Source organism: Altererythrobacter sp. CAU 1778 (genome assembly GCF_054482795.1).
On sequence record NZ_JBTLRP010000002.1, the window covers coordinates 77,916 to 99,901 of the forward strand.

At 64.7% G+C, this 21,986-nt stretch carries 18 protein-coding genes; 6 read left to right on the top strand and 12 right to left on the bottom strand.

Annotation, left to right across the window (positions count from 1 at the left end; genetic code table 11):
* Window positions 1-333: 333 nt before the first annotated feature.
* Window positions 334-1,350, top strand: coding sequence for a sugar kinase (locus ACXYN8_RS08470; RefSeq protein ID WP_458888987.1), 1,017 nt, complete (start codon window positions 334-336; stop codon window positions 1,348-1,350).
* Between the two features lie 61 nt (window positions 1,351-1,411).
* On the opposite strand, the gene ACXYN8_RS08475 is transcribed toward ACXYN8_RS08470, so the two are convergent.
* The 3 genes from ACXYN8_RS08475 to cysD are packed head-to-tail and all read right to left on the bottom strand — an operon-like array spanning window position 1,412 to window position 4,991.
* Entirely contained in the window at window positions 1,412-2,149 is a 738-nt protein-coding gene (locus ACXYN8_RS08475) for a 3'(2'),5'-bisphosphate nucleotidase CysQ (protein WP_458888988.1), read from the bottom strand.
* A gap of 11 nt (window positions 2,150-2,160) precedes the next feature.
* Window positions 2,161-4,071: a sulfate adenylyltransferase subunit CysN gene (gene cysN, locus ACXYN8_RS08480; RefSeq protein WP_458888989.1), complete on the bottom strand. Its 1,911-nt coding sequence runs from the start codon at window positions 4,069-4,071 to the stop codon at window positions 2,161-2,163.
* On the bottom strand, window positions 4,071-4,991 hold the full coding sequence (gene cysD / locus ACXYN8_RS08485; RefSeq protein ID WP_458888990.1) for a sulfate adenylyltransferase subunit CysD: 921 nt from the start codon (window positions 4,989-4,991) through the stop codon (window positions 4,071-4,073). The genes cysN and cysD overlap by 1 nt, the downstream gene beginning before the upstream one ends.
* A 65-nt stretch (window positions 4,992-5,056) precedes the next feature.
* Between cysD and ACXYN8_RS08490 the strand changes: the two genes are divergently transcribed.
* A complete protein-coding gene (locus ACXYN8_RS08490; protein WP_458888991.1) occupies window positions 5,057-6,091 on the top strand; it encodes a helix-turn-helix transcriptional regulator in 1,035 nt (344 codons plus the stop codon).
* Here the strand turns inward: ACXYN8_RS08490 and ACXYN8_RS08495 are convergent.
* Window positions 6,088-7,086 (bottom strand): aldo/keto reductase, encoded by a 999-nt coding sequence (locus tag ACXYN8_RS08495; protein ID WP_458888992.1) that lies wholly within the window; start codon window positions 7,084-7,086, stop codon window positions 6,088-6,090. The genes ACXYN8_RS08490 and ACXYN8_RS08495 overlap by 4 nt on opposite strands.
* Before the next feature lie 176 nt (window positions 7,087-7,262).
* Window positions 7,263-8,486, bottom strand: a complete 1,224-nt coding sequence (locus ACXYN8_RS08500; protein ID WP_458888993.1) for a TetR/AcrR family transcriptional regulator — start codon at window positions 8,484-8,486, stop codon at window positions 7,263-7,265.
* 164 nt (window positions 8,487-8,650) lie between these two features.
* Between ACXYN8_RS08500 and ACXYN8_RS08505 the strand changes: the two genes are divergently transcribed.
* Together ACXYN8_RS08505 and ACXYN8_RS08510 are read left to right on the top strand one after the other, a co-directional pair.
* The gene (locus ACXYN8_RS08505) at window positions 8,651-9,529 is read left to right on the top strand and encodes a UDP-2,3-diacylglucosamine diphosphatase (RefSeq protein WP_458888994.1); all 879 of its coding nucleotides are present in this window, start codon (window positions 8,651-8,653) and stop codon (window positions 9,527-9,529) included.
* Entirely contained in the window at window positions 9,529-10,548 is a 1,020-nt protein-coding gene (locus tag ACXYN8_RS08510; RefSeq protein ID WP_458888995.1) for a glycosyltransferase family 4 protein, read from the top strand. The genes ACXYN8_RS08505 and ACXYN8_RS08510 overlap by 1 nt, the downstream gene beginning before the upstream one ends.
* 5 nt (window positions 10,549-10,553) lie before the next feature.
* Here the strand turns inward: ACXYN8_RS08510 and ACXYN8_RS08515 are convergent, their stop codons facing one another.
* From ACXYN8_RS08515 to ACXYN8_RS08545, 7 genes are all read right to left on the bottom strand, one after another.
* Window positions 10,554-11,366, bottom strand: coding sequence for an SDR family NAD(P)-dependent oxidoreductase (locus ACXYN8_RS08515; RefSeq protein WP_458888996.1), 813 nt, complete (start codon window positions 11,364-11,366; stop codon window positions 10,554-10,556).
* The gene (locus tag ACXYN8_RS08520) at window positions 11,363-12,127 is read right to left on the bottom strand and encodes an SDR family NAD(P)-dependent oxidoreductase (protein WP_458888997.1); all 765 of its coding nucleotides are present in this window, start codon (window positions 12,125-12,127) and stop codon (window positions 11,363-11,365) included. The genes ACXYN8_RS08515 and ACXYN8_RS08520 overlap by 4 nt, the downstream gene beginning before the upstream one ends.
* A 14-nt stretch (window positions 12,128-12,141) precedes the next feature.
* Entirely contained in the window at window positions 12,142-13,185 is a 1,044-nt protein-coding gene (locus ACXYN8_RS08525; protein WP_458888999.1) for a phosphotransferase family protein, read from the bottom strand.
* Window positions 13,182-14,069: an acyl-CoA thioesterase gene (locus ACXYN8_RS08530; protein WP_458889000.1), complete on the bottom strand. Its 888-nt coding sequence runs from the start codon at window positions 14,067-14,069 to the stop codon at window positions 13,182-13,184. The genes ACXYN8_RS08525 and ACXYN8_RS08530 overlap by 4 nt, the downstream gene beginning before the upstream one ends.
* 145 nt (window positions 14,070-14,214) lie before the next feature.
* On the bottom strand, window positions 14,215-15,519 hold the full coding sequence (locus ACXYN8_RS08535; RefSeq protein WP_458889001.1) for a spinster family MFS transporter: 1,305 nt from the start codon (window positions 15,517-15,519) through the stop codon (window positions 14,215-14,217).
* A gap of 39 nt (window positions 15,520-15,558) precedes the next feature.
* The gene (locus ACXYN8_RS08540; RefSeq protein ID WP_458889002.1) at window positions 15,559-17,595 is read right to left on the bottom strand and encodes a 3-hydroxyacyl-CoA dehydrogenase NAD-binding domain-containing protein; all 2,037 of its coding nucleotides are present in this window, start codon (window positions 17,593-17,595) and stop codon (window positions 15,559-15,561) included.
* Between the two features lie 16 nt (window positions 17,596-17,611).
* Window positions 17,612-18,847, bottom strand: a complete 1,236-nt coding sequence (locus ACXYN8_RS08545) for a serine hydrolase domain-containing protein (protein ID WP_458889003.1) — start codon at window positions 18,845-18,847, stop codon at window positions 17,612-17,614.
* A gap of 205 nt (window positions 18,848-19,052) precedes the next feature.
* On the opposite strand from ACXYN8_RS08545, the gene ACXYN8_RS08550 reads away from it, so the two are divergent.
* Both ACXYN8_RS08550 and ACXYN8_RS08555 read left to right on the top strand, forming a co-directional pair.
* A complete protein-coding gene (locus ACXYN8_RS08550; RefSeq protein WP_458889004.1) occupies window positions 19,053-20,234 on the top strand; it encodes an acetyl-CoA C-acyltransferase in 1,182 nt (393 codons plus the stop codon).
* A gap of 2 nt (window positions 20,235-20,236) precedes the next feature.
* Window positions 20,237-21,982 carry a class I adenylate-forming enzyme family protein gene (locus ACXYN8_RS08555; protein ID WP_458889005.1) on the top strand — a complete coding sequence of 582 codons (1,746 nt, stop codon included), beginning with the start codon at window positions 20,237-20,239 and terminating at the stop codon, window positions 21,980-21,982.
* The last annotated feature ends 4 nt before the right edge of the window (window positions 21,983-21,986 follow it).

Genomic DNA, 21,986 nt, shown 5'->3' on the forward strand with positions numbered 1-21,986 from the left:
TCCCATTTCGATGTAGCGCTACCATGAGCAGAAGCGGTCGTCACTATGCATGACGCCCGAGCCGCGAACACCGGGCGGGACGACGCGCTTGATTTCTCCGAGGAAGATTGGGATGCGGTGCCGGAAGCCAGTCTTGATGCGCCGTCCGTCGCCATGCGCGAAGGCGGACGACATAAGGTTGGCCCGGCAAGGCGGGACGTGGGAGTGCGGGAAAATCATGATTGACGCATCCATGCTGACCGTTCGCCGCGGCTCTGGCGGATTGGGTTTTGCGCCCGCCGCCTGGGTGACAAACCGCCCCGAAGTCTGCTCTTTCCGGCCCGCTCAGTGAGTATGGCCATCCCTGCACCGGTGGTCTGCTTCGGCGAGATGCTGTTGCGCCTGTCGGGTGCGGCGGGTCAGATGCTCGACCGGTCCGACACGCTCGACCTTGCGGTCGGCGGGGCCGAAGCGAATGTCGCGGTCGCGCTGGCGAGCCTTGGTCGACCGGCTCGCATGCTGAGCGCGCTGCCAGATAATCCCCTCGGTCGACGGGCGCGGTCCGCGCTGGGGTCCGCAGGGGTCGATACCAGCAGCATTGCCACGCTCCCAGGCCGCATGGGGTTGTATTTCTTCCAGCCGCCGACCGGACCGATCGGCGGGTCGGTGACTTACGATCGCGGCGGCAGCGCATTCGCGCTCGCGGCTCCGCAGGATTTCGATTTCGGCGTGTCCCTGGACGGGGCAGCCCTGCTGCACCTCTCCGGCATCACGCCGGCGCTCGGCCCGGGCGGCGTCGCCTTGGCCGAGGCGGCGGTAGCTGCCGCGCGCGCAACGAATGTGCCTGTGTGCTTCGACGGAAACTACCGTGCCAACCTCTGGGAAGCGTGGGACGCGGACCCGCGAAGCATTTTGACAGGGCTGGTTCGGCAGGCCACCATCCTCATCGGCAATCATCGCGACATTTCCCTGTTGCTCGGCCGCGACTTTTCGGGGGATGGACCAGATCGTCGGCGCGAGGCTGCGAAGGCTGCATTCGAGGCCTTCCCCGAACTGGAGATGATCGCATCGACCGCGCGCCACGTCGAAAGCGCAACTGCGCATCGCCTTGCGGCAAGAGTCGATCTGCGGCCCAGTCACTGGCAGACCGAGGAAGTGCGCATCGCGCCAATCGTCGACCGGATCGGAACCGGCGATGCCTTTGCCGCCGGCGTATTGCTGCGCTGGCTCGAGAAGGGCAGCCCACAGGACATGGCAAGGAGCGGGCTGGCGCTCGCCGCGATGAAGCACGGGCTGGTGGGTGACACGATCGCCGTCACGCGCAGCCAGCTAGAGCGATTCGACCCCGCAGGTGCCGATGTCAGCCGATAGCTGACGCTCTGCCGCCAAGTGCAGCGGCCGCGGCATGACAGGCGTGATAAAAGACCAGCCCCTAAAGGCCGCAATTCTCACTGACGAGTTCGAGCAGCCGCCGCGCATCGCAGGGGTGACAGATCAGCAGGTCGGGGAGGTAGGTGTCTTCGCAATTGTAGCGCAGCGGCGATCCGTCGATGCGCGAACAATGCAGGCCGTGTGCCTGCGCGACCGCCACCGGCGCACAATTGTCCCATTCGAACTGCCCGCCGGAATGGAGGTAGATGTCCGCTTCGCCGCGAACCACGGCCATCGCCTTGGCACCCGCGCTGCCCATCGGGATGAGTTCGGCACCCAGCGTTTCGGCCACGGCAACCGCTTCCTTCGCGGGCCGCGAGCGGCTGACCACCATGCGACGGCGCTCCGCAGGGCTGGGCAGGGCGGCTGGCTTATCGCTCCTCAGGACCAGGTCGAGGCCCGGCAGGGCGACCGCGCCGACGCTGGCTTCTCCGTCTACCGCCAGCCCGACATGGACCGCCCAGTCGCTGCGCGCCTCGCCGTATTCGCGGGTGCCGTCGACCGGGTCGACGATCCACACGCGCGATTTGCCCAGACGCTCCCGCGTGTCCTTCGATTCTTCGGACAGCAGGCCATCGTCGCGGCGCTGCGCGCGCAAGGCATGGACGAGGAACTGGTTTGCCGTCTCGTCCCCCGCCGCGCCCAGTGCCTTGCCTGCGATCAGCCCGCTGGCGCGCACCTGCAGCAAGATGCGGCCGGCAACTTCGGCGAGGTGCGCGGCGAGTTCGCCGTCGGTCATCGCGCAATCGCTCATTTCAGCGGGAGGATCTGCTGGATGATATATTCGGCGGCGACTTCGGGCGTCATGTCGACCGTATTGACCACGATGTCGGGCTGTTCGGGCGGCTCGTAGGGGCTGTCGATGCCGGTAAAGTTCTTCAGCTTGCCTTCCCGCGCCTTCTTGTAGAGTCCCTTCACGTCACGTTCCTCCGCCACTTCGAGCGGCGTGTCGACGAAGATCTCGACGAATTCGCAGTCTTCCATCATGTCGCGCACCATCTGACGCTCCGCCCGGAACGGGCTGATGAAGGCGGTGAGGACGATGAGGCCGGCGTCGGTCATGAGCTTGGCGACCTCGCCGATGCGGCGAATATTCTCGATCCGGTCGGCTTCCGTGAATCCGAGGTCCTTGTTCAGCCCGTGGCGGACATTGTCCCCGTCGAGCAGGAAGGTATGGCGGTTCATCAGCGCGAGCCGTTTTTCGACCTCGTTGGCGATGGTCGATTTGCCGCTCCCCGACAGGCCGGTGAACCACAGGACGCGCGGCGTCTGGTTCTTCATCGCGGCATGATCTGCACGGGTAAGGTCGGTCGCCTGCCAGTGGACGTTCTGGCTCCGGCGCAGGCTGAAGTTGATCATCCCTGCGGCGACGGTCGCATTGGTCACCTTGTCGATCAGGATGAACCCGCCGAGCGCGCGATTGTCGGTGTAGGGTTCGAACACGACAGGCTTGTCCGCGAAAACTTCCGCCACGCCGATGTCGTTGAGCGTCAGCGTCTTCGCCGCCAGTCGGCCGAGCGTGTTCACGTCGGTGCGATACTTCGGCTCCTGCACCGTAGCGGAGACGGTTTGCGTGGCGAGCTTCAGCCAGTAGCTGCGCCCCACCCGCAGATCCTCGTCCGCCAGCCAGACCAATGTCGTCTCGAACTGGTCGGCGGTCTGTGGCGGATCGTCAGCAACGCAGATCACGTCGCCGCGCGAACAATCGATTTCGTCCGCCAGCGTCAGCGTGACGGACTGGCCTGCGACGGCCCCGTCCATCGCGCCGTCGAAGGACGGGATCGCCTTGACCGTCGTGGTCTTGCCCGACGGAAGCACGCGCACGCCGTCGCCGGGCTTGACCGAGCCGGTCGAGATAAGTCCGGCGAAACCCCGGAAGTCGAGATCCGGGCGGTTGACCCACTGCACCGGCATCCGGAAGGGCTTGGCCCGATCCGCGTCGGTACGCACATCGACATTCTCGAGGTGCTCGATAAGGCTGGGGCCAGAATACCAGCGCGTATTTTCGCTCGGTGCGGAAGCGATGTTGTCGCCCTTGAAGCCGGAGATCGGAATGGCGGTGAAATCCGCAATGCCGAGCGACCTGGCGAATTCGGCATAGTCGGCGGTGATGCGATCGAACACGGCTTCGTCGTAATCGACGAGATCCATCTTGTTCACGGCCAGCACGATATTGCTGATGCCGAGCAGGTGGCAAAGGTAGGAATGCCGCCGCGTCTGTACGAGCACGCCCTTGCGCGCATCGACGAGGATTACCGCGAGGTCGGCGGTGGAGGCGCCGGTGACCATGTTGCGCGTGTACTGTTCGTGGCCCGGACAGTCGGCGACGATGAACTTGCGGTTTTCCGTGTTGAAGAAGCGGTAGGCGACATCGATGGTGATGCCCTGTTCGCGCTCCGCCGCCAGACCGTCGACCAGCAGGGCGAAGTCGATTTCCTGCCCTTGCGTGCCGACGCGCTTGCTGTCGTCTTCCAGCGCGGCGAGCTGGTCTTCGAAAATCATCTTGCTGTCGTAGAGCAGCCGTCCGATCAGCGTCGACTTGCCATCGTCCACGCTGCCGCAGGTGATGAAGCGCAGCATGGTCTTGTTCTGGTGCTTGTCCAGATAGGCGTCGATGTCCTCGGCAATGAGGGCGTCGGTGCGGTAGATGGGCTCGGTCATCAGAAGTAACCTTCCTGCTTCTTCTTCTCCATGCCGGCGCCGCCTGCGTCCTTGTCGATCACGCGGCCCTGACGTTCGCTGGTGGTGGTGAGGAGGGTTTCCTGGATGATTTCGGGCAGGGTCGCCGCCTCGCTTTCGACCGCGCCGGTCAGCGGAAAGCAGCCGAGCGTACGGAAGCGGACCGAACGCATGGTGATTTCCGGCATGGCGCCGAGCACCTGCTCCAGCCGCTCCGGATCGTCGGCCATGAACAGGCCGCCTTCGTATTCGAAGGTCGGGCGCTCTTCCGCGAAATAGAGCGGGACGATCTCGATCTGCTCAAGCTGGATGTACTGCCAGATGTCGAGTTCGGTCCAGTTGGACAGCGGGAAGACGCGGATGCTCTCTCCCTTGCGCTTTTTGGCGTTGTAGATGTTCCACAATTCGGGCCGCTGGTTTTTCGGGTCCCAGCCATGGCTGGCGCTGCGGAAGGAAAACACGCGCTCCTTCGCGCGGCTCTTTTCCTCGTCCCGGCGCGCCCCGCCGAAGGCCGCGTCGAAGCCGTATTTGTCGAGTGCCTGCTTGAGCCCTTCGGTCTTCCACATATCGGTATGGAGCGGGCCGTGATCGAAGGGATTGATCCCCCGTTCCTCCGCCTCAGCGTTGCGATAGACCAGCAGTTCCATGCCGCTTTCGCGCGCCATCTTGTCGCGAAGGGCGTACATGTCTTTGAACTTCCACGTCGTGTCGACGTGAAGCAAGGGAAACGGCGGGGGCGAGGGGTGGAAGGCCTTGCGGGCCAGATGCAGCATGACCGCGCTGTCCTTGCCCACGGAATAGAGCATGACCGGCGTTTCCGCCTCGGCCACGACTTCGCGCATGATGTGGATCGCTTCGGCCTCGAGCCGCTGGAGATGGGTGAGAGTGGATGCGTCGCTCATGCGGGGGCAGATAGGGCCGCCGATTGATCGCTGGACCTCCCATATGGGAGTGATAAAGAAAATCCATGCGCGTTCCCAATCTCGGCGAAACGGACCTGCTCGTCCCCTTGCACGAGGGAATGTTCGAGCAGCCCCTGTTTCAGACTTTCCTCGATCGCCTGCGCCGCGCGTCGGGCGCGGGGTTCGCCGGACTGGCGATAGGTCGGACCGGTGTGGGGTTCGGGCACGAAACGACGTCCGGTGTCTGGCCGGCAAATCCGCTGGGCGAGTGGCCCGCGGCCTTGCAGTCCCGCATCGAAAGCTTCCGGACGGGCCGGGTCTACACCTTGTCCGAATTGCTCGACGTGCCGGGCGGGTCGGAGGCCAGCCTGCGGGCAGTCGTGCTGCGGGACGGGGCGGAACTGCAATCCATGTTCGTGCTGGCAGGAGAGCGCGCGATCGGCCCGGACGTCGCCAATCTCATGGTCGCGCTGCTTCCGCACCTGGCCACCGCGCTCCGGGTCTTCGCCGCGCTGGAGCAGGAACGCGCCCGCTCGCAGATGAGCGCAGACACGCTCGCCCGGATGAATTTCGGCTGGATCACGCTCGACGCCGGGGGCCGCATCCTCGATTGCGACCCGCAGGCGGAACGCATGATGCAGCGTTCGGGCGAACTGACGCGGGGCGCCGGCGGGCGGCTGGTGCCGCGCTCGTCGGCGATAGAACGCAAGCTGACCGGCCTCGTCGCCGGATTTGCCGCCGATCCTCACGCCCGCCCGCGCGCAGTTCCCTTGTCGCGCGATCCGTGGACGGACATGCTGGTGGTTCCGATCCGCTCCGCCGAAAGCGGTGCGGTGGCGGCGGTATATCTCAGCGGCGATGGCTCGACGCTGGCCGGGCGGCACGAGCAACTTGTCGAACTGTTCGGCCTCACCCCGTCGGAGGCAAGGCTCGCGTGGTCGATGGCGCAGGGGCTGACTATCGCGGAGGCCGCCCGTGCGCATCGGCTGACGGTGGAAACGGCGCGAAACTATTCGAAGAAAATCTATGCGAAGACCGGCGCGCGCGGACAGGTCGACTTGGTGCGCCACATCCTCACCGGAGTGCTTGCGCTGGCCTAGCCGTAGTCTTCGGTATCGATCGAGGCATTCATGGCATCGGAATAGCGGTGGCCGGAAACGGTCTGCTGGTTGATGAGCGCGTCGACCTCTTCCAGCACGGCATCGCCCGGCGCGATGGCCCGGGCAGCGAAGTTCTCGCGCATGTGGTCGATGTCCTTGGTGCCGGGAATGACATGGACGTGATCGTTGCGTGCCAGCAGCCATGCTAGTGCGAGTTGCGCGGGGGTCATCCCCTCGCGCGTCGCAACTGCATCGAAATGCGCGATCAGCGCGCGGTTTGCGGGCCAGTGGTCGGCGCTGAAACGCGGCATGGTGCGACGGATGTCCTGCTGGCCCAGCGTCTCGGGGTCGCTCAATCCACCGGCCAGCGCTCCGCGACCGACCGGGGAGAAGGCGACGAAGGCGATGCCGAGTTCGCTGGTTGTCTCCAGCACGCCGAGTTCCGGATTTCGCGTCCAGAGCGAGTATTCGGTCTGCACCGCCGCCATCGGCGCGATCGCGTGGGCTTCGCGGATATGCGCCGCGCTCCATTCGGACACGCCGTAGCTGCGAATCTTGCCCTGTTCGATTGCTCGCGACATTGCGCCGACGCTGTCGGCTATCGGCACCTTCGGATCGAAGCGGTGCATGTAATAGAGGTCGATCGTATCGGTGCCGAGCCGCTTCAGGCTTTCGTCCAGCGTGGTCGCGATCGATTGCGGCGAGCAGTCGATGGAGCGGTTGCGCCCCTCGATCTTGATGCCGCACTTGCTGGCCAGCAGGAACTCGTCGCGGCGATGCATTACTGCCTCGTTGATCAGTTCCTCATTCGCGCCGACGCCGTAGATGCTGGCGGTGTCGAGATGGTCGTAGCCGAGGTCGAGCGCCTCGTTCAGCAGGCGCACGCGTTCCGCGTGTTCGGGCGGGTCGCCGTAGGCCCAGTTGAGGTTCATGCATCCGAGGCCCACCGGCTGCACCATGCGGTCGACCAGCTTGCGCGGTTGGTTCTCGGTCATCGTCATAGGTCCTCGGGAAACGATCTGGGGCGGAAATCGAGCTGGCTGCCCGAAACGACGCAGCGCTGCGCGATCTGGGTGGTGAACGCCACAGTGAGCCGACGATCCCGGCAAGACAACAGGCGAATGCGGCAACGAGCTTCCGCTGCTCTCGTTTCATCACGAGCCGTGGACCGCTAGTCGAACATTCCGTGCGCGAGGATCCGCCCGTAATGGGCGGGCGCGGTCGGATAGCGTTCCAGCGCGAACCCGCGCAGCACCAGCGCCGAATTGACCGCGACCGAGATCATCCTCCCGGCGATGGCAGCGTCGAGCGGACGGATCGAACCGTCCGCCATTCCGTCCGTCAGCATCGCCGCGTGGCGGCGCGCGATCCGCGAAGCCTTGGCCGTCACCTGCCGCCCCGGATCGGGAGGCAGCGCATGAAGGTTGGAAAAGCGCAGCAGCGGAAGATCGCCGCGGAACTGGATTTCCAGCAGCTTTTCCAGCACCGAGGCGAGCGCATCGCGCATTGGCACGTCCAGTGTCCGCGCGCTTTGCTGAAGGAAGGAAACCCGGTCATAGGTGCGCTGGAAGCAGCGTACGACCAGCTCGTCCTTGCTTTCGAGGTAGTGATAGAAGCTGCCCTTGGTCAGCTTCAGTTCCGACGCGATGCGGTTCACCGATGCGCCGCGATAACCAAGCGTGTTGATGAGCCGCGTGGCGGCGGAAAGGAACGTCTCACCACCCTGCATCGACTCCCCAGCGTCAGGCGCCCGTTCTTCCAGCGGGCGCGGGTTCCAGCTGCCGCCCTTTCCGGCGATGCCATTGGTCAGCAGGTCCATCATGTAGTGGTGGACCCGCGCAAATTCCCATGATGAGTAATTCGGCAGCCAGGTCGGCAGCCAGAACAGGTTTTCCATCAGCACGTGCGCCCGCACGAGATTGGCGGTCTTCTGTTCTGCCGTATTCTCCGGCCCGAAGAAATCGCGCATCCGGCGCACGATGGCGACAAACCGCCTGCTCAGCCGCGTGCGGACGGGATCGTCGAGCGTGCGAATCTCCGAAAGCTGCGCGCGCCGTGAACTCTTGCCCGCGCGCCGGGCGGCCCAGTCGTCCAGCTCCAGTTCCAGCACCCGGGCCACACGCTCCTGCGGGGTGGGCATGGCGCCCGCTTCTTCGACGATCGCCTCCAGGTGGTCGAGCGCATAGCCGAAGGCGGCTTCTGCCAGCAGGTCCTTCTTCTGGAAATAATAGGTCACGCTGGTGGTGGTCAGCCCGACCCGATTGGCAACGTCGAGGAAGGTCATGCCACGCACGCCGACCTCGTTGATGAGCTGCGATGCGGCAAGGATGATGTCCTCCCGCTTGCGCTCGAACCTTCGCGTCCTGCCGCTGTTGTCTGTGCTCGTTTCGGCCATGGCGCGGCCTAGCATGGTGCCCGACGCCCGTCATGTTCGCCCTTTGGATCATCCACGGGAAGGGGCCGGGTAGCTACCGTGCGGCGTTTCACCAAGCTGTCACATGCGATTCGCTTCGTCACAATCGCTCCCTAGCGCTGGGTTCGACAGGGAGGTGTCGCGCAATGCTCAATCGAATCGTCCCGCTGCCGCAGCGCAAAGCTGCCCCCGATTTCAAGCAGTTGTCGAAAACGGACCGGCGCATCGGCCCATCGGGCGCGCCGCGGCGGCACTATCGCACGATCTGGATATCCGACGTCCACCTCGGCACCCGCGGCTGCAACGCGGAGCTGCTGCTCGACTTTCTCGACCACTGCGACAGCGACCGGCTGTATCTGGTGGGCGACATGATCGACGGCTGGCGGATGAAGAAGAAGTTCTACTGGCCCGAACGGCACAACGCGATCCTGCGCCGGATCATGAAGAAGGCGAAGGGCGGCACCGCAGTCACCTACATTCCCGGCAATCACGACGAGATGTTCCGGCAGTTCTCCGGCACGAGTTTCGGCGGGGTCGAAATTCGCCGCTCTGCCATTCACGAAACAGCCGACGGGCGGCGACTGCTGGTGCTGCACGGCGACGAGTTCGACGCGATCATGCTGTCGAAGCGTTGGCTGGCCTTCCTCGGTGACGCGGCCTACACCCTGCTTCTGCGAGTGAACGTGCTGGTCAACGCGGTGCGCCGCAGGTTCGACCTGCCGTACTGGTCGCTTTCCGCTCATGCCAAGCACAAGGTGAAGGACGCCGTCGCCTTCATCTCGCAATTCGAGGAGGTGGTCGCCTCAGCCGCGCGCAAGCGCCGTGTCGATGGCGTGGTCTGCGGGCACATCCATACAGCCGAGATGCGCGAATTCGACGGCGTCGCCTATTACAACGATGGCGACTGGGTCGAAAGCTGCACTGCGCTGGTCGAACATGACGACGGGCAGATGGAAGTGCTCCACTGGCCGAGCGAGATCGCGGCCCGCGCCCCGGCAGAAGCGCCCCTGCAGGAGGTCGCGTGATGCGGATCTGTATCGTCACCGACGCATGGCAGCCGCAGGTCAACGGCGTCGTCCGTACGCTGGAGGCGACCTGCGCCGAACTGCGCGGACGGGGGCACACGGTGGAAGTGATCGGCCCCAATCGCTTCCGCTCCCTGCCATGTCCGTCCTATCCCGAAATCCGCCTTGCCTTGGCGGGGCGCCACCGGATCGGCGCGATGATCGAGGGGTTCGGTCCGGATGCCCTCCACATCGCCACGGAGGGGCCGCTGGGCTTCGCCGCGCGCGCGTGGGCGGTACGCGGAGGCATGCCGTTCACGAGCGCCTTCCACACGCATTTCCCCGACTACGCGGCGGAGCGAACGCATTTGCCCGCCGGCGTCTTCTGGCCGCTCATCCAGCGGTTCCATCGCGCGTCACAGGCCGTATTCTGCGCCACCGAAACGCTGGCTCAGGACTTGTCGAGCCGCGGCATCGGGCCGCTTCACCGGTGGGGGCGGGGCGTCGACCTTGCGACCTTTCATCCCGACGGCGGGCGCCATCCCGCGATGACGCGGCTGCCCGATCCGGTCATGCTCTACGTCGGTCGCGTGGCGGTAGAAAAGAACCTCGATGCTTTCCTGTCGCTGCAAATGCCGGGGACCAAGGTGGTGGTCGGCGACGGACCGCAACGTGCAGAATTGCAGCGCCGCCACCCCGACGCGCGCTTCCTCGGCGTCCTACGGGGCGAGGAACTCGCCAGCGCCTACCGCGCGGCGGACGTGTTCGTCTTTCCCAGCCTGACCGACACGTTCGGGCTCGTCATGGCGGAGGCGCTCGCCTGCGGCACGCCGGTGGCGGGATTCGACGTCGCCGGGCCTCGCGACGTGCTGACGCCGCGCGTGGGCACCATCAGTCCGGACCTGCGCGAAGCGGTGCAATGCGCGCTGACGCTCGACCGCCATGCGTGCGCGCAATACGGTGCGAGCTTTAGCTGGGCGGCTGCGACCGAACAGTTCCTGGCCGGGCTGGCGGTGAGGCGTACGGCAATCGCCGCCTGATGGTTTCACGAACTGGGGCGGTTGGGATCGCCCGGCGGACGGCTGGTCGGGTGCGAGCTCGACAGTCCCCCATCGGCGGCAAGAGCCTGCCCGTTGACGTAACTGGCATCGTCACTGGCAAGGAACAGCGCGGCAGCGGCGATTTCCTCCGGTTCGCCGCCACGCAGCAGCGGATTGAGCTGACCGATGCGGTCTTCCTTCCCGGCGGCGCGCGCGCCGTCGTACATCGGCTTGGTCATGCCGGTTTCGGTCAGGCCGGGCAGCACGGCGTTGACGCGAACTCCGGTCCCGGCGAGCTGCTGCGCTGCCGTCTGAACGAGGTTGATTACGCCCGCCTTGCTCGCGGAATATTGTGCCGGTCCCGCGCCGGAACGAAGCCCCGCGACCGAGGCGGTGCAGACGATCGCGCCGCCCCCGCTGTCTCGGATTGCGCCGGCGGCGTGCTTCACTGCCAGGAACGGGCCAATCAGGTTGACCCGCAGAACCTCGGCCCAGTGTTCCGGCGTGGCATCGAAGAACCCGCCGCGCACACCGCCGGTAATACCAGCGTTCGCGAACATCACGTGGAGCCCGCCGAATTCGCTCTGTGCCCTGGCTACCAGCGCTGCGACATCGCCTTCCTCGCCGGCATCGCCGATCATCGCTACTGCGCGCGCCCCGGTAGCAGCAATGTCTTGCGCGACGGCGGTCACGGCATCGGTCTTGTCGAACAGCACGACCTTCGCGCCTTCGGCTGCGAACAGGCGCGCGCTGGCGCGGCCGATCCCGCTGCCCGCACCGGTCACTATGGCAATCTTGCCTTCCAGACGTCCGCTCATATCGTTGCTCCTCCGTCGACCACGACCATCTGGCCGGTGGTCCATTTTGCCGCCGGGCTGGAAAGATAGACCGCCGCACCCGCGATATCGCGAGGCTCGCCAATCCGCCGCATCGGCAGACGTGCTTCGGTCTCCTCCAGTGCCTTCGGGTTCTCCCACAGGGCCTTGGCAAAGTCCGTTTTCACCAGACCCGGCGCAATGGCATTTATCCGCACACCGTGCTGGCCGTTCTCGACTGCGTAATTGCGCACCAGCTGGAAATCCGCCGCCTTGGAAACGTTATACGCCCCGATCGAGGTCGAGCCGCGCAGCCCCCCGATGGAGCTGATAACCACGATCGCGCCGTCGCCGCTGGCCCGCATGTCGGGAAGCGCGAGCTGCATCAGCCAGTGGTTGGACAGGATGTTGTTGTCGAGCACCTTGCGGAATTGCTCGTCGGAAATGCTGTCCATCGATCCGTAATGCGGATTGCTCGCCGCGTTGCAGATGAGGATGTCGACCGGGCCGAACTGCTGCCGGGTCCAGGCAAACAAGTCTTCGAGCTGGGCCTTGTCGGAAATGCTGGCGGCAATCGCGATGGCGCGCGGTTCCTCGTAACCGGCGTTGATCGCCGCGGCGACTTCTTCACAGGCGTCCTGCTTGCGGCTCGAAATGACGACGCGCGCGCCGTGCGCGGCCAGCTCCTGCGCGATTGCCCGCCCGATTCCGCGGCTGGAACCGGTGACGATGGCCGTCTTGCCGGTCAGGTCGAATAGCGACATGGGTTCTCTCCCTTTCACGAAGTCCTGGCGCGGTCGGCGAAGGCGCAGGCCTGCTGCGCCAGCGGGACAATACGCGCGCCCGTGGCGGCGGCATTGGCGTTGGACGCGTTGCCTTCGAGCGAGCGCTTGCGAATGCCCTGGATGATGCCGACGAGGCGGAACAGGTTGAAGGCGAAGTACCAGTTCAGATCGGGCACGGACGTGCGCCCGGTCAGCTCGCAATATTGCTGCGTCGCCTGATCCAGCGTCGGGATGCCCAGCGCAGGCAGGTCAAGGCCGCCCAGTTGCGCCCCGCGCTCGCCCGCGGGCATGGCCCAGTTCATGGCGAGATAGGCGAAGTCCGCCATCGGATCTCCGAGCGTCGACAGCTCCCAGTCGATGATCGCGAGAATCTCCGGCCGGTCCGGCGCGTAGATCATGTTGTCGATGCGATAATCGCCGTGGATGATCGAGGTGCGGTCCTGAACCGGCATGGTCGCGGGCAACCATTCGATCAGTCGCTCCACCTCGGCGATTTCTTCCGTTTCGGCGGCGCGATACTGCTTCGTCCAGCGGCCCACCTGCCTCGCGAAGTAATCGCCCGGCGCGCCGTAATCGCCAAGGCCGACGGCCACTGGTTCGACCGCGTGCAGCCTGGCGAGCGCGGCAATCATCGCGCGATAGATCGCGCCGCGCTCCTCGGGCGCACAATCGGGCAGGCTGCCGTTCCAGAAGGTGCGACCGGTGACCATTTCCATGAGGTAGAATGGCGCGCCGATAACCTCGGCATCGTCGCACAGGGCGATCGGCTTCGCGACCGGTACGCCCGTGGGATGGAGCGCGTCGATCAGGCGATACTCCCGCTCGACCGCGTGGGCCGATGGCAACAGCTTGCCGAAGGGCTTGCGTCGCAGCACCATGTCTCCAGCGCTGGTGACGACGCGGTATGTCGGGTTGGATTGCCCGCCTTCGAACTTGGTGATGCTGCTCACCTGCGTGTCGGAGCCGATTTGCCCCGAAATCCAGTCCTCCAGCGCACCGCTGTCGAGATCGGCGAAGGGTGTGGGCGTGTCGGTCATGCGGTCTCGCTTTCCTGCAGGCGCGCCAGCGTCTCCCCGCGTGGCCGCATCAGGCTCTCCTGCTGCACGGTGGCTATCATGCGACCCTGCTGGTCGAACAGCGTTCCGTGGTTCATTCCGCGAGCGTGCCCGGCCCAGGTGCTGCCGGTGGCGTAGAGGTGCCACTGGTCGAAATCGGGCGTTTCATGAAACCATACCGCATGATCGAGACTGGCGACCTGCATCTGATCGGTGCCGGGGCGCACGCCGTGTGGAAGCATGGCATTGCGTAGCAGCATCATGTCGGAGGCATAGGCCAGCAGCGCCCGCTGCATGTCAGGGCCGGCATTGGCAGCATCGCGCATCCGCACCCATGACCCGGTGTGCGGTTCGCGCGCACGGCCACCGAACAGGCTGCCCGGATCGAGCGGTATGACTTCCACCGGGCGGTTTTGCAGGCGACTTATCAGCGGGGAATTGGCGACCTGTTCGTGCTTCGCAACCCAAGCCTTCAGCGATGCCTGCGCGGCTTCGAAATCGAGCGGAAGCGGTGCGGTTTCCTGATGGGAAAAGCCCGGCTCGGGAGTGTGGAACGACGCGACCATGGTGAAGATCACCTGATCGCTCTGCGTGGCTTCGATCCGTCGGGAGGCGAAGCTGCGCCCCTCGCTGAGCGTGGTAACGTCGTAAATCACCGGCTCGTCCGCGATACCGGCCTTGAGGAAATAGCAGTGCAGCGAATGCGCCAGCTTGCCGCCGGATTCCTGTGCCGAAGCGGCCATCAGCGCCTGTGCCACGGCCTGCCCGCCGAACAGCCGCGGCCCCATGGCGGGGCCGGGCGATCCGATCCATCTGCCGGTCCCCGACGGCTTTGGGGTAAGCAGTGCTGGCAGGTCCAGGCTCATCGTCTCTCCCATATCCCTTTTGCATACCCGCTATTCTAATTCGGGTTCGGGAGCAATGGTTCGAGAGGCGGCTATTCGTTTGGCGTCCTGAACAAAAGGGTGCGGGCGCTCAATGCGCCCCGCCCCCTTGATGATGCCTGGTCGGCTAAGCTGTTGCGGTTGCCGCCTGGTGCCGCAGCGCCACGCTGGCGCGCCAGTAGCAGAAGATCGCGATCGGCGTCATCAGCGCGATGATCAGCAGTGCATGGCGCAGCGATTGTTCGCCATAGGTCGGCTCCAGCAAGTCGGAGAAGATGCCGACCATCGTCGGGCCGATGCCGAGGCCGATCAGGTTGATGATGAGCAGCGTCACCGCGGCCCAGACCGCGCGCATCTTGAGCGGCGCGAGCGTCTGGATCATGGCGAAGGTGGGGCCGAGATAGCATGACTGGAACAGCACCGCGATGAAATAGATGCCCACGGCGAACCATTGGTTCTCGACGACATAGAACAGCACGAGGAAGGGCAGGGCGGCAGTCTTTAAGGCCGCGATCATCAGCGGCTGGGCCTGCATTCCGTGCTTTTCCGTCAGGCGGTTGGCAAGCCAGCCGCTGCCAAGACCGCTGGCGACGCCCGCAATGGCAAGCAGCGGAGCGACGATATTGCCGACCTCAAGCGTATTCATACCGAAATCACGGATAAGATAGGCCGGCGTCCACCCGGTCAGAGCATATCCGATCATCGATGTCAGGGTGACGCCCGCCACCAGCCACACTGCCGCGCGGTTCGAGAAGATGGAGCGGAAGCCGTCCATCACCGATGGATGTTGCGCCTCGTCGGTCGCGCCCGGTTCTGCCTTTCGTGCCGGTTCGGTGGCGAACAGTTTGACGAAGATCGCCAGCAACACGCCGGGCAGTCCGATGGCGATGAAGGCCGTGCGCCAGTCGAAGAAGTAGGTAAGATTGCCGCCGAAAATTTGGCCCGCGGCAGCGCCCAGTGTAACGCCGAGCGAATAGATCGACAGCGCCAACGCGCGTTTTTCCGCCGGGTACATGTCTGCGATGATCGAATGGCTGGGCGGGCTGGAGCCTGCCTCCCCAATTCCCACGCCTATTCGCGCCAGGAGCAATTGCGAGAAGTTGGTCGCGAGGCCGCAGACCGCAGTCATCCCGCTCCACAACGTCAGCGCGACGGAGATGATGTTCACGCGGTTTGCCCGGTCGGCCAGCCATGCGACCGGAATGCCGAGCGTCGCGTAGAAGATCGCGAAGGCGAGGCCCGAAAGCAGGCCGAGCTGCGTATCGCTGAGCAGCAGGTCGGCCTTTATGTCCTCCAGCAGGATCGCCAGTATCTGACGGTCCATGTAACTGAAGAAATAGGTCGCGGTCAGCAGGAACAGGGTGACGTTGCGGGCGCGGGGGGAGACACTGGTGTCAACGCCCCCGGCCGCCTGGCTGGCTATGCTGGTCAAATCACACTCTCCCTGCGACCGCGACGATCTGGCAAAAGCTCAATTGAAGCTTTCGCCCGCCTTGGCCTTGTTCCTGAGGTAGTCGCTGACGGGAAGGCCATAATTGTCAAGGCCTTCGACCACCCTGTCGAGCCCGACCGTGTCCGCCCAGAACATCGGTCCGCCCGTGTACAGCGGCCAGCCGTAGCCGTTGATCCAGACCACATCGATGTCGCTGGCGCGCTGCGCCATCTTCTCGTCGAGGATCTTGGCTCCTTCGTTGACCATCGGATAGAGCAGGCGTTCGCGGATTTCGTCCTTGCTGATCTCGCGCTGTTCCTGGCCGGACTCGGCGGCGAAATCGGCAATAATCTGCTTGGTTTCTTCCGAAGGCGTGCGGTTGCGCGCCTCGTCGTAGTCATAATACCCCTTGCCCGCCTTCTGGCCGAAGCGACCCTTCGCGCAGAGCGCATCGCGGATCGTTTCGATCTTCGAGGGATCGCGGTGCCAGCCGATGTCCGTTCCCGCGAGGTCGCCCATCTGGAACGGCCCCATGGGGAAGCCGAATTCGAGCAGGACGTCGTCGATGTCCCAGTAGTTCGCGCCTTCCATCAGCAGCGCATTGGCCTGCTGCTGGCGGGGGCTGAGCATGCGGTTGCCGATGAAGCCGGGGCATACGCCGGACACTGCGGCGATCTTGCCGATCTTCTTGGCCAGCTTCATCGATGTGGCGAGCACGTCGTCGCGGGTTTTCTCGCCGCGCACGATCTCCAGCAGCTTCATGACATTGGCCGGCGAGAAGAAGTGCAGGCCGACCACGTAGCCGGGGCGGCCGGTGACAGCCGCAATCTCGTCGATGTCGAGATAGCTGGTGTTGGAAGCGAGGATAGCGCCCTGTTTCACCGTGTTGTCGAGCGTGGTGAAGACCTCTTTCTTCACGTCCATGTTCTCGTACACGGCTTCGATCACGAGGTCGCAATCGGCGAGGTCCGCGTATTCGAGCGTGCCGGACAGGCGGCCCATCGCAGCTTCGACCTGCTCGCCCGTCATGCGGCCGCGCTTGGCGGTGTTCTCGTAATTCTTGCGCATTACGCCCATGCCGCGGTCGAGCGCATCCTGTTTCATTTCGAGGATCACGACTGGGATGCCGGCGGACAGAAAGTTCATCGCGATGCCGCCGCCCATGGTTCCGGCGCCGATGATGCCGACCTTCTCGATCGGGATCAGCGGGGTGTCGGCGGGCACGTCGTCGATCTTGTTGGCGGCACGCTCGGCAAAGAAGTAGTGGCGCATCGCGCGCGACTGGGTGCCGGTCATCAGCTTGCCGAAGAGCTCGCGTTCCTTCTTCACCCCGTCGGCGAAGGACATCTCGCCTGCAGCCTTGACCGCTTCGATTCCGGCGTTGGGCGCGTCGAAGCCGCGCATCTTGCGGCCGTTCTTGGCGCGGAAGGCGTCGAAGATGTCGGGGTTCTTAACGCCGTCCTGATTGGCTGTGCCTTCGCTGGCGCGCGGAACAGGCTGGCCGATCTTGGACTGGGCAAAGGCGATGGCATCGGCGGCGAGGCTGTCTTCGCCCACGATCTGATCAACCAGGCCAATGTCCTGTGCCTTCTTCGCGGAGATGGGATCGCCGATCGCGACCATCGGCAAAGCGGCTTCGGCGCCGACAACGCGCGGCAGACGCTGCGTGCCGGCGGCACCGGGAATCAGGCCGAGCTTCACTTCGGGGAGGCCCAGCTTGGCCGAGGGCACCGCCACGCGGTAGTGGCAGCCAAGCGCGACTTCGCAGCCGCCGCCCAGCGCCGTGCCGTGAATGGCGGCGACGACCGGTTTCTCGCTCGCTTCGATCGCGTCGCACACTTCGGGCAGGCTCGGCCCCCGCGGCGCCTTGCCGAATTCGGTGATGTCCGCGCCCGCGAAGAAGGTCCGACCGTCGCAGCGGATCACGACCGCTTCGACGCTGTCATCGGCATTTGCCTGCTCGATCCCTTCCTTCAAGCCTTGGCGCACGGCCTGGCCGAGCGTGTTGACCGGCGGATTGTCGGAGGTGATGACGAGGACGTTGCCATGCTTTTCCGTGGTGATGGGGGATGCCATTTCGTGAGTCTCCTTCTCAGGCGTAGCTGTCTGTCAGTGCCGAATAAATCAGCGTCTTGAGCTGTCGGCGGATGGGATAGGTGGATGAGGGGTAAAGCTGGGTCATGAAGACCATCGAGACCTGCTCCAGCGGGTCGACGAAGAACGCGGTCGAATAGGCGCCGCCCCAGTAGAACTCGCCAAGGCTTGCGGGCATCAGCGTCTTCGCCGGGTCGATCACCATGGCAAAGCCGAGGCCGAAGCCGGTGCCGGCATTGTTCGCTTCGCTGAAAAGACTTTGGCTGATCTCAGTGAGGTCCGCGCCGCCGGGGAGGTGATTGGCCGTCATCAGGTCGAGCGTCTTGGGCGCGATGATGCGCGCGCCGTCCAGTTCGCCGCGGTTGACGAGCATGGCGCAGAAGCGGTGATAGTCCGCGATGGTCGAGACGAGCCCGCCGCCGCCGGAATGGAACTTCGCCGCTTCGACGAGGCGCGAACTGGCGGCCTCGTCCACGAGGCGTGGCGAACCACCGGGACGATAGCCGTAGGCGTCGGCCAGCCGGTCCTGCTTTGCCGGATCGACGTCGAAGCCGGTGTCGACCATGCCGAGCGGGCCGAAGATGTATTTCTGGAAATACTCGCCCAGCTTCATACCGGACAAACGCTCCACCGCGACGCCCAGGACATCGGTGGAGACCGAATAGTTCCAGCGCGAACCCGGCTCGAATTCCAGCGGGATCCTGGACAGCGTGCCGATGTATTCGTCCGAATCGAAGGCGAGGCGCGACATGTCCAGTTCGGCCTTGCGATAGGCCGCATCGATGCTCGATCGGTTCTGGAAGCCGTAGGTCAGGCCGCTCATGTGCGTCAGAAGATCGACGAAGCGCATGGGCTGGCCAGCCTTCATCGGACCGAAGGGCAGCGAGCCACCGCCGCCGCCATTAGCGCCCAACCTGGCGAATTCGGGCAGCACGCGCGCAACCGGGTCGTCGACCGCGACCTTGCACTGTTCGACCAGCTGCATGAAGGCGATAGACGTCACCGGCTTGGTCATGCTGGCGATGCGGAACAGCGCATCTTCGCGCATTGGCGTGCCATCTTCGCGCAACACACCGGCGTGCGAATAATGCACCGGCTTGCCTTCGCGCGCGACCAGGACCTGCGTGTTCTTCAGCCGCCCGGTGTCGACGTATTGTTCCTGCAGGAAGGAATCGATCCGGCGCAGCCGATCGCTGTCAAAGCCCAGCGCCGAGGCATCCGTCAGCTCAACCATGCACTCTCCCAATCCGTCTCTTCCCCCTCGCGTGGAGGGGCATACCTTTTGTTCTGAATGCTGCTGATAGAGCATTTTGCTACAGAAGGAAGGCCTCATACCTCAAATTCAAAACTTGGGCGAACCTCCTTGCGTTGCGCTACCTGTTCTGTCTTAACAACCGCAAGCAGAATCACCTGTTGTCATGGGAAGAGGATTTTCAGTCATGCGTGACGCCGTCATCGTATCCACCGCCCGCACGCCGCTCGCCAAGGCGGCCCGCGGCGCTTTCAATACCACGCATCCGGTGCAGCTGGGTTCATGGTCGGTCGAAGCCGCGGTGGAACGCGCAGGCGTCGAAGGCGGGGAGATCGACGACGTGATCATGGGCGCCGCCAGCCAGGGCGGGGCGCAGGGCTTCAACATCGGTCGCCAGGTCGCTTTGCGCGCTGGCCTGCCGGTCGAAGTCGCTGGCATGACGATCGACCGCCAATGTTCCTCCGGCCTGATGGCGATCGCCACGGCAGCCAAGCAGATCATCGTCGACCGCATGGACGTGTGCGTCGCGGGCGGTCTTGAATCGATTACCTCTCTGCGTTCCGGCGGCGGCACCCCACCGGCGCGTGACGAAGAACTGCTGAAGATGCACCCGGACATCTTCATGCCCATGATCGGGACGGCGGAAGTGGTCGCCAAGCGATACGGCATCAGCCGCGAAGCGCAGGACGAATACTCGCTCCAGTCGCAGCAACGCACTGCTGCGGCGCAGGCGTCGGGCAAGCTGTCGGACGAGATCATTCCGGTCAGCACCACGATGGCGGTGACGAACAAGGAAACCGGCGAAACGTCCACGCAGGACGTCACCATCGACATGGACGACTGCAATCGCCCCGGCACCACGCTGGAAGGGCTCGCCAGCCTGAAACCGGTCATGGGCGAAGGCTATACCGTGACCGCAGGCAACGCCAGCCAGCTGGCCGACGGCTCCTCCGCCAGCGTGCTGATGGAAGCCAGCCTCGCCGAGAAGCGCGGCCTTCAGCCGCTGGGCCGATATGTCGGCATGGCCGTTGCGGGCACGAAGCCGGATGAAATGGGCATCGGCCCGGTCTTCGCAATTCCCAAGCTGCTCGAACGCTTCGACCTTTCGATCGACGACATCGGCGTGTGGGAGCTGAATGAAGCCTTCGCCGTGCAGGTGCTCTACTGCCGGGACAAGCTGGGCATTCCGGACGAGCGGCTGAACATCAATGGCGGCTCGGTTTCCATCGGGCACCCCTTCGGCATGACCGGCGCGCGCTGCGTCGGCCACGCACTGATCGAAGGCAAGCGACAGAACGCGAAATACGTTGTCGTCACGATGTGCGTGGGCGGCGGCATGGGGGCGGCCGGCCTGTTCGAGGTACTCTGACCATGGCGACACAGGTGAAAGACCTCGCCTCGGCTATCGGCTGGGTGCGTCCCGAGGGCTGGCCGGCGATGACCCGCGAGCAATGTCGGGAACTGCTGACCGCGCCGGGCGCGAGGTTCGAAATGGAAACGGTCGACATCCGCGGCGTCCCGACCCGTGTCTGGAAGAACGCGCCCCAGAACCTGCGCGTCATCGCGATGGCGGGTCGCGCGCATGGCGAGCGCGAGTTCACCATCTACGAGGACGAGCGCGTCACTTACGACGCCTGGTTCCGCGCCGTGGCGACGCTGGCCCATGAACTCCAGGCGCGTGGCGTTCAGAAGGGCGACCGCGTCGCGCTGGCAATGCGGAACCTGCCCGAATGGCCCGTCGCGTTTTTCGCGGCTGTGACCATCGGGGCGATCTGCGTCCCGCTCAATGCCTGGTGGACCGGCGCGGAGCTTGCCTACGGCCTCGACAATTCGGGCACCAAGCTGCTGATCTGCGATGCCGAGCGGTGGGAACGCGTGGCGCCGCACATGGCGGAAATACCGAACCTGAAGGCCGTTCTGGTCTCACGGACCGATGGCGCGCCCGAAGGAGCCGAGACGCTTGAATCGATCATCGGCTCTCCCAATGAATTCGCGCGTCTGCCGGATATGGAATTGCCAGACGTCTCCATCGCGCCCGATGACGATGCGACGATCTTCTACACCTCTGGCACGACCGGCAAGCCCAAGGGCGCGCTCGGCACCCATCGCAACCTGACCACGAACATCCTGTCGGGCGGCTACAGCGGCAGTTGCGCCGTCATGCGGCGGGGCGAGGCATTGCCCGATCCGGTCCCGAAGACCGGGCTGACGGTTATCCCGCTGTTCCACGTCACCGCCTGCTCTGCCGGGCTGATGGGCGGCATCGTGGCGGGCAACACGATGGTCTTCATGCACAAGTGGGACCCGGTCGAAGCGTTCCAGATTATCGAGCGCGAGAAGGTCAATTCGACCGGCGGCGTTCCGACCATCGCATGGCAGCTGATCGAACATCCCGATCGCACGAAATACGATCTCTCCAGCCTGGAAGCGATCGCGTATGGCGGCGCGCCTTCCGCACCCGAACTGGTGCGGAAGATCCGCGAAGTGTTCGGGGCATTGCCCGGAAACGGCTGGGGCATGACCGAAACGATGGCGACGGTCACCTCGCATTCCAGCGAGGATTACCTGAACCGGCCCGACAGCTGCGGCCCGCCGGTTGCGGTCGCCGACCTGAAGATCATGTCGGAAGACGGCACCCGCGAACTTCCCACCGGCGAGGTGGGCGAACTATGGGCGCGCGGTCCGATGATCGTGAAGGGCTACTGGAACAATCCCGAAGCGACGGCGGAAACCTTCGTCGATGGCTGGGTGCGGACCGGCGATCTCGCCCGGCTGGACGAGGAAGGCTGGTGCTACATCGCCGACCGCGCGAAGGACATGGTCATCCGCGGGGGCGAAAACATCTATTCGTCCGAGGTCGAGAACGTCCTCTACGACCACCCGGCCGTCACGGATGCCGCACTGATCGGCCTGCCGCACCAGCAGCTCGGTGAAGAGCCTGCCGCCGTGGTCCATCTCGCCCCGGGCACCAGCGCGAGCGAGGAAGAACTGCAACAATGGGTTGCGGATCGGCTGGCGAAGTTCAAAGTGCCGGTGCGCATTGTGTTTTCGGCTGATACGCTGCCGCGCAATGCGAACGGCAAGATCCTGAAGAAGGATCTCGCTGCGATGTTCTGACTGC

What these genes read in the sequence shown, in the direction of transcription:
- ACXYN8_RS08470 (WP_458888987.1), top strand. Translation starts at nt 334, where the DNA reads ATGGCCATCCCTGCACCGGTGGTCTGCTTCGGCGAGATGCTGTTGCGC.
- ACXYN8_RS08475 (WP_458888988.1), bottom strand. Translation starts at nt 2,149, where the DNA reads ATGACCGACGGCGAACTCGCCGCGCACCTCGCCGAAGTTGCCGGCCGC.
- cysN (WP_458888989.1), bottom strand. Translation starts at nt 4,071, where the DNA reads ATGACCGAGCCCATCTACCGCACCGACGCCCTCATTGCCGAGGACATC.
- cysD (WP_458888990.1), bottom strand. Translation starts at nt 4,991, where the DNA reads ATGAGCGACGCATCCACTCTCACCCATCTCCAGCGGCTCGAGGCCGAA.
- ACXYN8_RS08490 (WP_458888991.1), top strand. Translation starts at nt 5,057, where the DNA reads ATGCGCGTTCCCAATCTCGGCGAAACGGACCTGCTCGTCCCCTTGCAC.
- ACXYN8_RS08495 (WP_458888992.1), bottom strand. Translation starts at nt 7,086, where the DNA reads ATGACCGAGAACCAACCGCGCAAGCTGGTCGACCGCATGGTGCAGCCG.
- ACXYN8_RS08500 (WP_458888993.1), bottom strand. Translation starts at nt 8,486, where the DNA reads ATGGCCGAAACGAGCACAGACAACAGCGGCAGGACGCGAAGGTTCGAG.
- ACXYN8_RS08505 (WP_458888994.1), top strand. Translation starts at nt 8,651, where the DNA reads ATGCTCAATCGAATCGTCCCGCTGCCGCAGCGCAAAGCTGCCCCCGAT.
- ACXYN8_RS08510 (WP_458888995.1), top strand. Translation starts at nt 9,529, where the DNA reads ATGCGGATCTGTATCGTCACCGACGCATGGCAGCCGCAGGTCAACGGC.
- ACXYN8_RS08515 (WP_458888996.1), bottom strand. Translation starts at nt 11,366, where the DNA reads ATGAGCGGACGTCTGGAAGGCAAGATTGCCATAGTGACCGGTGCGGGC.
- ACXYN8_RS08520 (WP_458888997.1), bottom strand. Translation starts at nt 12,127, where the DNA reads ATGTCGCTATTCGACCTGACCGGCAAGACGGCCATCGTCACCGGTTCC.
- ACXYN8_RS08525 (WP_458888999.1), bottom strand. Translation starts at nt 13,185, where the DNA reads ATGACCGACACGCCCACACCCTTCGCCGATCTCGACAGCGGTGCGCTG.
- ACXYN8_RS08530 (WP_458889000.1), bottom strand. Translation starts at nt 14,069, where the DNA reads ATGAGCCTGGACCTGCCAGCACTGCTTACCCCAAAGCCGTCGGGGACC.
- ACXYN8_RS08540 (WP_458889002.1), bottom strand. Translation starts at nt 17,595, where the DNA reads ATGGCATCCCCCATCACCACGGAAAAGCATGGCAACGTCCTCGTCATC.
- ACXYN8_RS08545 (WP_458889003.1), bottom strand. Translation starts at nt 18,847, where the DNA reads ATGGTTGAGCTGACGGATGCCTCGGCGCTGGGCTTTGACAGCGATCGG.
- ACXYN8_RS08550 (WP_458889004.1), top strand. Translation starts at nt 19,053, where the DNA reads ATGCGTGACGCCGTCATCGTATCCACCGCCCGCACGCCGCTCGCCAAG.
- ACXYN8_RS08555 (WP_458889005.1), top strand. Translation starts at nt 20,237, where the DNA reads ATGGCGACACAGGTGAAAGACCTCGCCTCGGCTATCGGCTGGGTGCGT.